Raw genomic sequence first — 14,267 nt, 5'->3', positions numbered from 1 at the left:
TTTATAGAACATGCGAAAACGCTGGCGACATTGGGAGGCTGCCAGCCCTAAGAGGAGGAAATGACAGACATGAAAAAACGGCCGACCGCCGATGCGGATCCCGTGGGCTTGCGCGCATCGGACGTTTCCGTCGCGGCCAGGGACCGCGATGGGGTCAGGCATAGATCACCTTGGCTCCGGTTCTATCAAGCTGGCTGCGTATTGGGTCGGAAAGGCCATCGTCGGTGATCACGACATCGACGCTCGACAGCGAAAACGCTTTGGAGGTTCCGCTGACGCCCCATTTGCTCGAATCCGCAAGCAGCACAACGCGCCGGGCCATGCGCACGAGGTTTCGCTTCGTTCGCGCCATGTCTTCGTTCACGTCGACCACATCCAGTGACGAGTCAATCGCATGCGCTCCAACAAGGACTTGATGCGCCACCAGGCCGCCGAGAGCGGTGTCGGCATCGGTGATCAGCGTGCTCACCGTGTCCGGATAGACCCGGCCACCGATCATGTGAACGTCGAGCCCGGGCCGATGCATCAGATGCTGCACGATATTCATCGCCGTGGCCGCGACCACGACATTGCTGAGCGGTGGTAGCAGCATGGCAACCTGCATCAACGTCGAGCCGCCGTCGAAGATGACCGATTGGTTGTCCTCGAACAGGTCTACCGCTGCCCGGGCGATGCGTTTCTTTGCATCGAGGTTCGTTTGCATCCGCCGGGCAAACGCGGCCGTGGTCGAATCCGTCGTCCGGGTCACCGCCCCTCCACGGGTCTTGGTCAGCAGTCCCTTGCGGTCCAGTATCTCGAGGTCGGAGCGCACCGTGACTTCCGACACGCCAAATTCGTCCGACAGGTCCTTGATGCGGACCTGTCCGCTGCGTTGCACTTCACCCAGGATCGATTGGCGTCTCTGCTCCGACAACATTGCCCTGTCCTTGCCTCCATGCGCCAAGCGATCGCACTGGCCTCGGTTCACTCTACCAAAAATACGCGAATTCGAAAGCTTTCGAAAGATTGCATTTATCTTTTCTTTCGCAAACACTGGATCCGGGATTTTGAAACCAATCGATTGGAGAGTTTTAGACTCATGAGCCTCGGAACCAAGGTGCGCCTGGCGCGCCTCTTCTCACATCCATCGGGCAATCTTTTTGGCGGCGCGGTCGACCACTTCGTCGGCTATGGCGACGTGCGCAAAGGAGGTCTTGCCGACCTGCCGGGCGCGCTTGCACGCGTCATGGTGGGCAAACCCGACTATGTCAGCATACAGCCCGGCACCGCGCGCCATTTGTGGCCGCAATATGCGGGCAAGGCCTCCCTGGTGATCCAGGCAGGCTGCTTCACCCCGGACGATCGCATCAGCGAACTGATTGCAACGCCTGAGGATGCGGTGCGGGCCGGCGCCGATGCGTTGGCCGTGGCCATTCCGGTGCGCGGCGCGACCGAGGGCAAATACATACGCTGGCTGACCGATTCGGTGAACGCTGCGGCCCGCTACGGCATGCCGGTGGTGGCGCATATCTACCCTCGTGATTTCACCGACGGGGCAAAAATCGTCTTCACCCCCGACGAGATCGCCTATGCGGCACGCATCGGCTACGAGTCTGGCGTCGATGTGATCAAGATCGGTTACACGGGCGATTTCGAGTCGTTTCGAGAGACCGTTCGGACCTGCCCGGTGCCGGTTGTGATCGCCGGTGGTCCGAAGACCGACACGCTGCTCGGCGCCCTTCAGCAGACGGCGGACGCCATCCGTGCCGGCGCGCGCGGTGCCGTGGTGGGCCGCAATCTCTGGGGGCATGGCGATCCGGAAAAGGCCGCGATTGCCTTTCGGGGCGTCATCCATGACGGCCTTTCGGCGCAAGACGCCTTGGCCAAGGCGGGTGCCTGAACAATGCCCACCGTCCCTTCAATCCTTGGCTTCGGAGCGATTGCGATCGACGACATCGTCTATGTCGATCAGCCGTTGTCGGCGGGCAAGGGGAAGGTTCTGCAAAGTGCCCGAGCTTTCGGGGGAAATGTCGCGACGGCACTTGCCGCCGTCGCGCGGCTTGGCGGCACCGCCGGGTTCGTCGGATGGCTGAGCGATGCCGCCGACGACGCCGTGTTGTGCGACCTCGTTGCAAGCGGCGTTGAAACCGCGTTCGCGCCGCGCCACCCGCACGCGCGCCCGGTGCGTTCGCGGATCACCGTCGGTTCGGATGGGGAGCGGTTCATCGCGTATGACGACGAAGCGATGCTGGGCACCGCGACGGATTTTCCGGACGAGGTCCTCAGCCGCGCGACCGTCCTGATCGTCGATAGTTACGGGATTGGGTCGCTGGATGTCGTGGCTCGGGCTCGCGATCTTGGCCTTGCGATCCTCGGCGATATCGAATGGAGCCACGGCTCAGCCACCGACACACTGATCGGGCTCTGCGACCATCTCATTCTTCCGCTCGGCTTTGCGCGGACCGCCACGGGCCTCCAGTCGCCGGCCGAGATACTCGATGCATTGTGGTTGCCGTCGCGGTCCGCCGTGGTTCTGACGGATGGCGGCAGGGGCGTCTTCTATCGCGGACGCGACGAGACAGGGCTCTGGCACCTGCCTCCGCACCGGGTTGCCGTCGTCGACTCGACCGGTGCCGGCGACTGCTTTCATGGCGCCTATGCCCTTGCCTTGACGCGCGGGGCCGACACCGCGGGCCGGGTTGCATTCGCGGCCGCGGCGGCGGCCCTTTCGATAACGGGGCGGGGCGGGCGCGAAGCGCTTCCGACCGCCGACCAGGTCACGGAATTCCTGGCATCGACGAACGCGCCGTCGGCGGTCGAACTGACCTACGCGCGGCTCGATACCGGAACATAGCCCGAATTATACGAGGAAAGATTTCGCAGGTGAACATAAGCCGAGGACCATCATAAGAATCAGTGGCTTGGACTTGTGGAGGGAGGAATATGGCAGAAGTCGTTCTTGAGAATATCTGCAAGACATACGGGAACAATTTTCACGCAATCGACCAATTGAACCTGTCGGTCGAGGACGGCGAGTTCTTGATTCTCGTCGGGCCGTCCGGCTGTGGCAAATCCACCGCGTTGCGGATGATCGCGGGGTTGGAGGACGTCACCAGCGGCAGCCTTCGGATCGGCGGAATAGACGTCGTCGACATGCCGCCCAAGGATCGCGACATCGCGATGGTCTTCCAGAGCTACGCCCTCTACCCGCATATGACGGTGTCCGAAAACATCGCCTTTTCGATGCGGCTGGCAGGCAAGCCGAAAGCCGAGCGCAAGAAGCGCGTGGACGAGATCGCCAAGACCCTTCAACTGACATCTCTGCTGGACAGCAAACCCGCGAACCTTTCAGGCGGACAGCGTCAAAGGGTTGCCATGGGCCGCGCCATGGTGCGCGAGCCGGCAGCCTTTCTCATGGACGAACCCCTTTCCAATCTGGACGCGAAACTGCGTGTCCAGATGCGCGCCGAGATCACCAGTTTGCAAAAGCAGCTCGGCGTAACGACCATATATGTGACCCACGACCAGACCGAAGCCATGACGATGGGTGACAGGGTCGCGGTGTTGAAAGGCGGCGTGCTGCAGCAGGTCGACACACCCAAGAGGCTCTATGAATCGCCGGTGAACGCCTTCGTTGCCGGCTTCATCGGATCCCCTTCGATGAACCTTTTCGAGGCGACCCTGACGGGCGACGGACTGACGTCCGGCGCGTTTGCCATCCGGCTGCAGGATGCAGCCTTCGTGCGCAGGCCAGGCTTGAGGTCGTATGCGGGTCGCAAGGTCGTGTTCGGGATACGACCGGAGGATCTCTATGACAGCAGCCTCGAATCCGGCCGCAAGTATCAGACGATACCGGCAAGGGTAACCTCGATCGAAGAACTCGGATCCGAACATATCGTCCATCTCAACATCGACGCGGTCCGGGTGGACTCCGGCGACCCTGACGCGGTGCAGGATTTCGGCCTGGCGTCGAATGCGGTGGCAAGATTCGAACCGGTCAGCACAGTCCGCTCCAGCGCGGAAATCAGGTTGGCGCTGGACGACGCCAAGCTCCATTTCTTCGATCCCGAGACGCATCTGGCGATCTGAATATACGCGACAGACGCGGGTGAGGGTGAGGCACCTGCATAAGGAGACTTCTTAATAACCAGACGATCGGGCGCATTGTGCGGTCGATCCTAAAGAAGGAGGAGAAAATGATGTTTCGCATAAAACCCGCGATGCTGAAAATAGCCGCGGCCGCATGGTTGCTTGGAGCAACCGGCGCCTTGGCGGATACGACGCTGGAATTCACCCAATGGTGGGAGCCCGAATTGCCGGCTGGCTCGCTCAGGTCAATCATGGATGAGTTCGAGGCGGCAAACCCCGGAATCAAGGTGACGCTGGTCAGCGGCCCCTACGCCACCACGCGAGACCAGATCTCGGTTGGCGCTGCAACCGGAACGCTCAGCGACGTCGTCGGTCTCGACGGCGCCTGGGTGAACAATCTGAATGCGCAGGGCGCGCTGGCCGACATGAACCCGATGATGGAGGCGAGCAAGTTCGACAAAGCCCAAGTCGCGGACATCATCAAGGTGGACGGCAAGGCGGTGATGTTCCCCGTAGCTTCCTTCGTCTATCCGGTCTTCGTGAATTTGGACCTCGCCGCCAAGGCCGGCGTGACCAAGCTGCCGTCGACCCGTGCGGAGTTTCTCGAAGCCGCCAAGAAGATGACGCACGCCGACCAGAACCAGTATGGCTGGGTGCTGCCCCTGTCGCTGCAAACGCCGTCCGGCGTCCAGAACGACATGATGTCGTGGGTCTGGGCTTCCGGCCAGTCGATGATGGCGAACGGCAAGCCGGACCTTGAGGGCAAGCCGGTGGTGGATATGCTCACCTTCGTCAAATCGCTCAACGACGCCGGCACCATCTCGCCCGGCATCGCTACCAAGACCGAGCAGGAAAAGGTCGAGGAGTTCGTCAACGACCGCGTCGGGATGATGATCGACTCGCTCGCGCATGTGAACCTCATCCGCAAGCGCAATCCGAAGCTGAACTTCGACCTCATCCCGGTCCCGGTCGTGGAAAACTATACCGGCAAGCGCGGCCTTCCCTATGCCTCGTGGGGCATCGGCATCTCGGCTTCGTCGAAACATCAGGAAGAAGCCTGGAAACTCGTCCAATATCTGATGAGTGAAAAGGTGAACGCCAAGCTCGTGTCGCTTGCAAACGCCTTCCCGGGCAACGTCAACGCCAAGCCCGATTTCGTGACCTCGGACAAGGCGTTCGGCAAGGCTTTTGAAATCTTCAAGACCGGTTATCTCGCCAATGAGTTCACGGGCCTGCCGGTGGCTGAAGACCTGATGACCCAGTTCGACGTGCAAGCCCAGAAGATGCTGGCCGGCGAACAGTCTCCCGAACAAGCCGCAGCCGCCGCTCAGCAGGGCTGGATGGCGAAATTCTGATCGGCCCGTTCCCAGTTGCTTCGACCGGGTGGCCTGACTTCGGGCTGGCCACCCGGCAACAACGATCGGCAATTTGAGATGGACCTGTTTTTGAAGCTCACCTTCTCTTGAAGGCGTATCCCAAGGTTGGCACATGACCCGGCAAAAGCGCTCCCACCACAAGCTGAAACGAGCGGTCGCACCCTACCTCTATCTGTCGCCCGCGCTGCTCATAATCGGGCTTCTGATGCTGCTGCCGATGGTGACGGTGATTGCCTACTCGTTCCAGAACAGCGCGGTGCTGCGTCGCGACCCATCCTTTGCCGGACTGAAACACTACCAGGCGATCTTCGACGACCCGGTGTTCTGGGCTTCGCTGTGGCACACGCTCTACTTCACATGCATGAGTGTCATTTTCCACATGACAATCGGCATGGTCTTCGCGCTCATGCTGAACAGCGACCGCATCAATCCGACGCTGCGCAATATCCTGCGCGTGCTCTACATACTGCCCTGGCTGTTCACCGCGGTGATCATCGCCGTGATCTGGCGCCTCCTGCTTGAGCCGAACGGTGTCGTGAACAGCATTCTCATGCAAATCGGCATCATCGGCTCCAAGGTCGAATGGTTTTCCTCGCCCGAGACCGCGCTGCACGCCGTCACCTTCGCCAATATCTGGGCGGGCTATCCGCTCTTCATGGTCAGCCTGCTCGCGGGCCTGCAGGGCATTCCCAAGGATTTCTACGAGGCGGCCGATATCGACGGGGCGAAAGCCTACCAGAAGCTGATCTTCATCACGATCCCGCAGCTAATGCCGATCATCATCAGCATCTCGCTGCTCGACTTCATCTGGACCATGCAGGTCTTCCCGTTGATCTGGATAACGACGGGCGGTGGCCCGATCTACTCGACCGAGGTCCTCAGCACCTACACGTACAAGCTGGCGTTTTCGAGCTACAACCTGTCGCAGGCTTCGGCGAGCGCTGTGGTCATCTTGTTGATCTCTCTCGGCCTGACGCTGTTCTACATCCGCTATCAAAAGGCTCGGTAGTCACCATGAGGAAAAGGCATACGCCGAAAGACAGGCTGATCACCGTCGCGCTCCATGCAGCGCTTGCAGCGGGGCTCTTTTTCGCGGCATTCCCGATCTACTGGATGCTGAGCAGTTCGTTCAAATCGAATACCGAAATCTTTGCCCTGCCGCCAACCATCCTGCCAAAGGCCTTCACCCTGGAAGCCTATGCAGCCATCCTTGGCGACCCGGTGAAACTGCGCTTCTTCTTCAACAGCTATTTCGTGGCGGGAGCGGTGACCGTGCTGACGGTGCTGATCGCCTTGCTGGCTGCCTACGGGTTCAGCCGCTTCAACTTCCGCGGCAAGGGCAGCCTGAACACAATCATCATCAGCACGCAGACGATTCCGCCGATCACACTTTTGATCCCCTTCTTCGGGCTTGTCGTCTCATACGGTATCTTCGATACCTACGTCGCACTGATCCTGACTTACCTGGTGTTTACGCTGCCGTACGCGATCCTGCTGATGACGGGATATCTGAACACCTTGCCCCGCGATCTCGATGAAGCCGTGGCCGTCGATGGCGGCACCAGTTGGACAGCGCTTTGGCGGGTGATCGTCCCGATTTCACTGCCTGGTATCGTGGCGACGTCGGTCTACACCTTCCTGTTGTGCTGGAACGAATTTCTCTTTGCGCTGACGCTGACGAAGTCGACGTCCATGCGCACCGTCCCGATCGGCATCCAGCTGTTGATGGGCCAGCACGCCTTCGAATGGAACCAGATGATGGCGATGAGCGTGCTCGGCTCGCTCCCGCTCTTGCTTATCTACCTCGTTGCCCAGAGGTACTTCCTCGCCGGCATGACCACGGGCTCGGTCAAGTAGGATGTCCATCCCAAGGAGAAGGAGCGGGGCCCGCGTATCCGCGCCACAGCGTCGAACGGCTGACGCAAGGCGCATCAGGAATATCAAGGAATGAAAGGATGAACGTGAAAGACCTCAAAGTCGGCTGCCAGACCTTCACCTGGGAAATGCTGGGAGACCGGTTCACCGACGGTCCCGACGATCTGCTGAAGGCGATCGCCGATGGCGGCTATGCCGGTATCGAGATCACCGACACCATGATCGGCCACTACGCGGATCGGCCGTCGGAGTTCGCCGCCGCGCTGAATGCGTCCGGGCTGACGCTGGTCTCCTTCGCCTTCGGCTCGGACAGTGGCTTTACGTTGAAGGAGAAGATCGGCGCCGATCTCGAAACTGCCAAACGCTGGATCGATTTCGCCGCCGCCCTTCCGAACGCCCTGGTGTCGATGGGGTCGGCGACCGTCGTGTCCGACGGTCCGCGCGGCGACAAGTTCGCCATCGCCGCCGAAGTCTACAACAAGGCCGGCGAACTTGGACGCAAGGCCGGCGTCCAGGTCGCGGTGCATCCGAGTTCGCACCACAACACGCTGCTGTTCGATCGCGCCGACTACGACACGATCTTCGCGCTTCTCGACCCCGATCTGGTCGGCTGGGTGCCCGATACCGGCCACATCCTGCGTGGCCACAAGGACATGGCCGACACGCTGCGCACCTACCGCGACCGCATCCGCTACATCCATTTGAAGGACGTCGACGCCAATGGCACCTGGGCAATGCTCGGCAAGGGCGTCTGCGACACCGCCCAAGTGATCGAGATTGCCGGCACCGCGCCGCGCTTCAACGGCTGGCTGGTGCTCGAAGAGGAATCCGACACCGCCGCCGCCGATCCCGCCGGCGCGGTCAAGACCAACCGACAAACAATGCGCGGCTACGGCGCCTGAAGAACGAGACGATGATCAAGAAACAAGACAGACGCCTCAGGGTCGGTGTGCTCGGCTGCGGCCCCATCGCGCAGTTCGCGCATCTGCAATCCTGCGTGAAGGCCGGAAATGCCGACCTCTACGCCATCTGCGACGCGGCCCCCGATCTGCTCGCCCGCATGGGCGCCACCTACGAGCCGCAAAAGATCTATGCCGACTATGACGCCATGCTCGCCGATACCGAACTGGAAGCGGTGATCGTCGCCACGTCGGATGCCTATCACGTGCCGATGTCGATCAAGGCGCTCGACGCCGGCAAGCATGTTCTCTGCGAAAAGCCGATCGGTACCTCGGTCGAGGAAGGCGAGGCACTGGCGCAGGCGGTCAGGCGCTCGGGCAAGGTTCTGCAGGTCGGGCACATGAAGCGCTTCGACCCGGCGCTGGAGGCTGCGCGCGACTTCGTCCGCGACGAGATGGGCGAGGTGCTGGCGCTGAAGGCCTGGTACTGCGATTCCACCCATCGCTACACCAACACCGACGCCATTCAGCCGCTGCCGGTCACCAGCAAGCTGGCGAAGAAACCGGCGGGCAATCCAAAGGCTGATCTCAGGCAATATTTCATGCTGGCGCATGGCTCGCATCTCGTCGACACGGCCCGTTTCCTTTGCGGCGAGATCACGGCGGTCCGCGCCCGCCTCAACGAACGCTTCGGCGCCTATTGCTGGTTCGTCGAAACCGAGTTCGCCAGCGGCGCGCTCGGCCATCTCGACCTCACCGTCGCCGTGCGCATGGACTGGCACGAGGGCTTCCAGCTCTATGGCGAGAACGGTTCGGTCATCGCCAAGACATTCAACCCCTGGTATTTCCGGGCCAGCGAGGTCGACATTTTCCACGAAAAGGACGCGACCTCGCGAAAGCCGCTTGGCGCCGACGGCCATTTCTTCCGCCGCCAGCTGGAAGGCCTCGCCGACACGGTGCTGAATGGTGCCCCGATGCGTGGCGCCAATGTCGACGACGGCATCGCCTCGATCCGCGCCATGGTCGCCATTGCCCGCTCGGTGGAAACTGGCGAACGGGTCGAGCTCGCCTCGGTTTCGGGTGCGGTCTGATGCGTCTCGGCATTTTCGCCAAGACGTTTGCGGCCACCGAGCCGGCCGCCGTGCTAACGGCGGTACGGCAAGCGGGCTATGAGACGACGCAGTTCAATCTCGCCTGCGCCGGCCTGCCGTCGATGCCCGATGCCGTGCCGGCGGATGCTGTTGCGACCATCCGGGTCGGCGCGCAAACGTCAGGCGTTGCGCTCGCTGCTCTCTCGGGCACCTACAACATGTCGCATCCCGACAAGGCTGTGCGCGACGACGGTCTTCGCCGTCTTGCCGTCGTCATCGAGACGGCCGCCGCCCTCGGCATTCCACTGGTGACGCTCTGCACCGGCTCGCGCAACGCCGCCGATCAATGGGCGTATCATCCGGACAATGCGACGCCTGCCGCCTGGTCAGACATGGCCGCCGAGATGGCGAAGGCGCTGGCGCTGGCCGAGACTGCCGGCGTCGATCTCGGCATCGAGCCGGAACAGGCCAACATCGTCACCTCGGCCATGGATGCAACACGGATGATCGCCGACATGGGCTCCAGGCGTCTGAAGATCGTGCTCGATCCGGCGAACCTGTTCGAACACGCGAGCCCGGACGAAGCGCGTACCGTCGTCGCCGCCGCGATCGATGAGGCGACGGGCCACATCGCCATGGCGCACGCCAAGGACCGGCATGGTGACGGCCGCTTTGCCACAGTTGGGCAAGGCATCGTCGATTTCCCGGATTTCATCGCGCGTCTTAAGGCCGTGGGCTTCGACGGGGCGCTTGTCACCCACGGGCTGTCCGCCGACGAGGCCCCCGGCGTCGCCGCCTTCCTGCGCGGGCTGCTTTGATGAGCGCGGCGCCGACGATCATGCTTCGCAACGATGCCGCGCTTCGTGTTTTCGATATAGGGCAGGGCAGGCTTCCCGTTAGCTTCCAGCATGGACTTGGTGGCAATGAAGAGCAGGTGGCGCAGAATTTTCCCGACGGCCCGTTCCACCGCCGGCTGACAGTCGAGTGCCGCGCCCATGGCGATTCCGGCGCCGGCAGCAAGCGCCCATTCTCGATAGCGATGTTCGCCGACGACGTGCTGGCTGCCGCCGATGCGGCCGGGCTCGACCGTTTCGTCGCCGGCGGCATCTCGATGGGCGCGGCGATGGCGCTGCACCTGGCTTCTCGCCACCCCGAGCGTGTCATCGGTTTGGTGCTGGTGCGGCCTGCCTGGACCTTCGACGCGGCGCCACGGAACATGCGTCCTTACGCGGAGGTGGCGCAACTCATCCACGACCGTCCGCTCGATAAGGCGCGCGACGCCTTCGCAGCCTCCGCGACTGCGGCCCGCTTTCGCAGCGAGGCGCCGGATAATCTCGCCTCGCTGCTCGGCTTCTTCGAGCGTGAAAATGCCACCGTCTTTGCCGAGGTGATGCAGGCGATCGCAGCCGACGGGCCCGGCGTCTCGCGGGCTGCCGCGGGCGCGCTTGCCATCCCGACGCTCGTCATCGGCTGCGGCCTCGATCTCGTCCATCCCTTGGCGACCGCACGCGAGCTCGCTGAAACCATCCCCAACGCGGTCTTCGCCGAAGTGACACCAAAGGCGACCGACAAGGACCGCCATTTCGCTGAGATCCGTGCCGCCATCGGCGGCTTTCTCGACATGAATTTCAACAACCAGGACCCATCATGATCTCGAAACCACTCTCTGGCCCGGCCGCCATCGCCGCACTGCCGCGCGACCGCATGATTGCGGAATTCTCGTCGTGGTCCGCGGACCTCGTCAATATCGAGAGCGATCTCAGGCGGATCGAACCCTATGTCGACCTTCACCATGTCGATGTGGCGGATGGTCATTTCGCGCCATCTTTCCTGTTCTTTCCCGATCTCGTCGCCCGCATCGCCAAGCTGACGGCGAAACCCATCCATGTCCATCTGATGGTCGATGATCGGATCGTGGAGGCGCAGACGCGCCAGTTCGTCGAGGCCGGCGCCGACATGATCAGCGTCCACGCCGAAAACGGCGAGGCGGGGTTGCGCGCCGTGCGGCTGGCGCGTGAACTCGGCGCTGAAGCCGGCGTGGTGCTCCGGCTGGAGACACCGGTCGAGGCGGTGGCGCCTTTCGTCTCCGAGGTCGCCTTCGTCACGCTGCTCGGCACCGCAATCGGCGTCAAGGGCCAGAGCCTGTCTGAGAAAGCCTGCGACCGGCTGCGCGCCGCCCGTGCCATCCTGGCAGAGGCCGGCCGTGAGGCAGCCGTGGTTCTTGCCGCCGACGGTGGCATTCGCCACGAGACCGTGCCGCTGTTGCGCGCCGCGGGCGCCGAGACCGTGGTTCTGGGTTCGCTCGCCTTTGGTGACAAGGATCTGGCCGGCCGCATTGGCTGGCTGCATGGGCTGAAGGTTGCGGCATGACCACCGAAGCCGCCCTCGCGATCGATCTTGGCGGCACCGAGCTTCGTGCCGCGCTGGTCGACCGTGACGGCAAGATCCTGGCCTTCTCGGCCGTGCCGACGCAGGCACAGGCCGGTCCCGACGTGGTGATCGGGCAGATCGAGGCGCTGGCCGCGACCGTTCACGCCGAGGCGCCTGCGATTACCGTCGTCGGTGTCGGCGTCGGCGCGCCGGGGCCGCTCGATCCGCTGGCCGGTATCGCGGTCGGACCGCCGACGCTCGCCGGCTGGCAGGACGTGCCGCTGGCCGACATCCTCGAGCGCCGGCTCGGCCTGCCGGTGCGGCTGGAGAACGACGCCAACGCGGCGGCACTTGGCGAATGGCGCTTCGGTGCCGGCCACGGCGCACGCTCGCTGGTCTTCGTCACCGTTTCGACCGGCATCGGTGGCGGCGTCGTGGTCGACGGGCGCATCCTGCACGGACGTCGCGGCCTTGCCGCCGAGATCGGCCACATGACCATCACCAATGAGGGCGAACGCTGCGTCTGCGGTGTCGTCGGCTGCTTCGAGGCCATTGCCTCGGGCACGGCGCTTGGCCGCCGCGCCAATGCCGCGACATCGGCGTTCGATGGCTCGACGCTGCGCCGTCTTTCGGCCAACGCCGAGGTCACGGGCCGCCACGTCGTCGAGGCGGCACGGCTGGAGGACGATCTCGCTGTGGCCCTGCTGGAGGAAGAGGCCCGCTGGCTGGGCATCGGCTTCACCAACCTCTTGCATCTCTATTCGCCCGACGTGCTGGTTGTCGGCGGCGGCATCGCCAATGGCCTCGACCTGATGGCGCCTGTGATCGAGGCGACCATCCGGCAGCGTGCCATGCGCGCCTACCGTGAGGTGCCGGTTGTCGAGGCGCAGCTCGGCCGCCACGCCGGTCTGGTTGGCGCGGCCAGCCTTGTCCTGTTCGATGATGGCAGCCTGGCGGCGCGCATGCCTGTCGGTCCAAGCACTTATCCGGACATCAGGAGGGACTTCAAGGGCTGAGCTCAAGCTGCGCGGCGCGCTCGCTCCGCATGGCAAAACCGCCTGACGTTGTCAGCGCATGAAAAAATGGCCGGAGGCATCGCTGCCTCCGGCCATTTGCATTGTGATGCGCCGTTCGGATTACTCGGCGGGAACGATATCCGCCGGCAGGCTGTCGTCGGCTGTTCCAGCCAATGCTCTCGCCAGCTTGGCCTCGTCGAGTTCGCCTTCCCAGCGCGCGACCACCAGCGTGGCGACGGCGTTGCCGACGAAATTGGTCAGCGCCCGGCACTCCGACATGAAGCGGTCGACGCCGAGGATCAGCGCCATGCCGGCGACCGGCACCGAAGGCACCACCGAAAGCGTCGCGGCCAGCGTGATGAAGCCCGCCCCGGTGATGCCGGCGGCGCCCTTCGAGGAAAGCATCGCCACCAGCAGCAGCAGGATCTGGTCGCCGATCGACAGATGGATGTTCGTCGCCTGGGCGATGAACAGCGCGGCAAGCGTCATGTAGATGTTGGTGCCGTCGAGGTTGAAGGAATAGCCGGTCGGAATGACCAGCCCGACCACCGAGCGCTTGGCGCCGGCCTTTTCCATCTTTTCCATCAGCGAGGGGAGCGCGGCCTCCGACGAGGAGGTGCCGAGCACCAGAAGCAGCTCTTCCTTGATGTAGCGGATCAAGGACAGGATGGAAAACCCGTTGTAGCGGCAGACGGCACCCAGCACGACGAACACGAACAGCAGCGACGTCGCGTAGAAGGTGCCGACCAACATGGCGAGATTGATGACCGAGCCGATGCCATATTTGCCGATGGTGAAGGCCATGGCGCCGAACGCGCCGATCGGGGCTGCCTTCATGAGCACGCTGACCAGCTTGAACATCGGCGCCATCAGCGCTTGCAGGAAGTTGAGCACCGGTGCGCCGCGGTCGCCAACGAGCGCCAGCGCGATGCCGAACAGCACCGAGAAGAACAGCACCTGCAATATGTCGCCATCGGCGAAGGCGCCGACGATCGTGCCGGGGATGATGTTCATCAGGAAGCCGGTGACCGACTGGTCATGCGCCTTGGCGGCATAGGTGCTGACGGTCGAGGCATCGAGCGTCGCCGGGTCGATGTTGAAGCCGGCGCCCGGCTGCACGACATTGGCCACGACAAGGCCGATGATCAGCGCCAGCGTCGAGAAGGTGAGGAAATAGAGCATCGCCTTGCCGGCGACGCGGCCGACCTTCTGCAGGTCGCTCATGCCGGCGATGCCGGTCGCGACCGTCAGGAAGATGACCGGGGCGATGATCATCTTGACCAGCTTGATGAAGGCGTCGCCGAGCGGCTTCATGCTCTCGCCGATCGACGGATAGTAGTGGCCGAGCAGGATGCCGACGGTGATCGCCACCAGAACCTGTACGTAGAGTTGGGCATAAAGGGGCTTGCGCTGCGCGGCAGGCGCGCCCGATTGATCTGCGATGTGCATCGAACTCTCCCTGGCCGGATGGACGGAACCCGCCCTGCGTGACTTCTCCCATCGCGGCGCTCCGGTCGCACGCCGCTGGAGAGAGTTTTGCAAGCGCCGTGCCAGATCGCGGAAAGCCCGGAA

At 63.1% G+C, this 14,267-nt stretch carries 14 protein-coding genes; 12 read left to right on the top strand and 2 right to left on the bottom strand.

All coding sequences use genetic code 11. From position 1 onward, the window contains the following. Positions 1 to 154: 154 nt before the first annotated feature. Positions 155 to 916: a DeoR/GlpR family DNA-binding transcription regulator gene (locus tag AC0NIH_RS28240; protein ID WP_023764767.1), complete on the bottom strand. Its 762-nt coding sequence runs from the start codon at positions 914 to 916 to the stop codon at positions 155 to 157. Between the two features lie 162 nt (positions 917 to 1,078). Here AC0NIH_RS28240 and AC0NIH_RS28235 point away from each other — a divergent pair, with 162 nt between their 5' ends. The 12 genes from AC0NIH_RS28235 to AC0NIH_RS28180 all read left to right on the top strand — a co-directional run bounded on the left by AC0NIH_RS28235 (position 1,079) and on the right by AC0NIH_RS28180 (position 12,695). Further along, positions 1,079 to 1,879 (top strand): beta/alpha barrel domain-containing protein, encoded by an 801-nt coding sequence (locus AC0NIH_RS28235; RefSeq protein WP_023756676.1) that lies wholly within the window; start codon positions 1,079 to 1,081, stop codon positions 1,877 to 1,879. A 3-nt stretch (positions 1,880 to 1,882) separates the two neighbouring features. Next, positions 1,883 to 2,833 (top strand): PfkB family carbohydrate kinase, encoded by a 951-nt coding sequence (locus AC0NIH_RS28230; protein WP_473464191.1) that lies wholly within the window; start codon positions 1,883 to 1,885, stop codon positions 2,831 to 2,833. A gap of 89 nt (positions 2,834 to 2,922) precedes the next feature. After that, the gene (locus AC0NIH_RS28225) at positions 2,923 to 4,068 is read left to right on the top strand and encodes an ABC transporter ATP-binding protein (protein ID WP_473464194.1); all 1,146 of its coding nucleotides are present in this window, start codon (positions 2,923 to 2,925) and stop codon (positions 4,066 to 4,068) included. A 107-nt stretch (positions 4,069 to 4,175) separates the two neighbouring features. Then, positions 4,176 to 5,423: an ABC transporter substrate-binding protein gene (locus tag AC0NIH_RS28220; RefSeq protein WP_473464196.1), complete on the top strand. Its 1,248-nt coding sequence runs from the start codon at positions 4,176 to 4,178 to the stop codon at positions 5,421 to 5,423. Positions 5,424 to 5,556: 133 nt separating this feature from the next. Continuing rightward, entirely contained in the window at positions 5,557 to 6,453 is an 897-nt protein-coding gene (locus AC0NIH_RS28215; RefSeq protein WP_337122668.1) for a carbohydrate ABC transporter permease, read from the top strand. Between the two features lie 5 nt (positions 6,454 to 6,458). Next, positions 6,459 to 7,301, top strand: coding sequence for a carbohydrate ABC transporter permease (locus AC0NIH_RS28210; protein ID WP_473464200.1), 843 nt, complete (start codon positions 6,459 to 6,461; stop codon positions 7,299 to 7,301). 98 nt (positions 7,302 to 7,399) lie between these two features. Next, positions 7,400 to 8,221 (top strand): sugar phosphate isomerase/epimerase family protein, encoded by an 822-nt coding sequence (locus AC0NIH_RS28205; protein ID WP_473464202.1) that lies wholly within the window; start codon positions 7,400 to 7,402, stop codon positions 8,219 to 8,221. An 11-nt stretch (positions 8,222 to 8,232) separates the two neighbouring features. Further along, positions 8,233 to 9,309 (top strand): Gfo/Idh/MocA family protein, encoded by a 1,077-nt coding sequence (locus tag AC0NIH_RS28200; RefSeq protein ID WP_473464205.1) that lies wholly within the window; start codon positions 8,233 to 8,235, stop codon positions 9,307 to 9,309. Beyond that, the gene (locus AC0NIH_RS28195) at positions 9,309 to 10,127 is read left to right on the top strand and encodes a sugar phosphate isomerase/epimerase family protein (protein ID WP_473464209.1); all 819 of its coding nucleotides are present in this window, start codon (positions 9,309 to 9,311) and stop codon (positions 10,125 to 10,127) included. The genes AC0NIH_RS28200 and AC0NIH_RS28195 overlap by 1 nt, the downstream gene beginning before the upstream one ends. Continuing rightward, entirely contained in the window at positions 10,127 to 10,960 is an 834-nt protein-coding gene (locus AC0NIH_RS28190) for an alpha/beta fold hydrolase (protein ID WP_473464211.1), read from the top strand. The genes AC0NIH_RS28195 and AC0NIH_RS28190 overlap by 1 nt, the downstream gene beginning before the upstream one ends. Then, positions 10,957 to 11,679: a ribulose-phosphate 3-epimerase gene (locus AC0NIH_RS28185; RefSeq protein ID WP_473464214.1), complete on the top strand. Its 723-nt coding sequence runs from the start codon at positions 10,957 to 10,959 to the stop codon at positions 11,677 to 11,679. Before AC0NIH_RS28190 ends, AC0NIH_RS28185 begins: the two co-directional genes overlap by 4 nt. Next, a complete protein-coding gene (locus AC0NIH_RS28180) occupies positions 11,676 to 12,695 on the top strand; it encodes an ROK family protein (RefSeq protein ID WP_473464217.1) in 1,020 nt (339 codons plus the stop codon). The genes AC0NIH_RS28185 and AC0NIH_RS28180 overlap by 4 nt, the downstream gene beginning before the upstream one ends. 120 nt (positions 12,696 to 12,815) lie before the next feature. Here AC0NIH_RS28180 and AC0NIH_RS28175 read toward each other — a convergent pair whose 3' ends face one another. Beyond that, positions 12,816 to 14,144 (bottom strand): dicarboxylate/amino acid:cation symporter, encoded by a 1,329-nt coding sequence (locus AC0NIH_RS28175; protein WP_023764778.1) that lies wholly within the window; start codon positions 14,142 to 14,144, stop codon positions 12,816 to 12,818. Between the last annotated feature and the right edge of the window lie 123 nt (positions 14,145 to 14,267).

The organism is Mesorhizobium sp. WSM1386, assembly GCF_055901595.1.
This window is presented reverse-complemented; position numbering and strand designations above follow the sequence as displayed.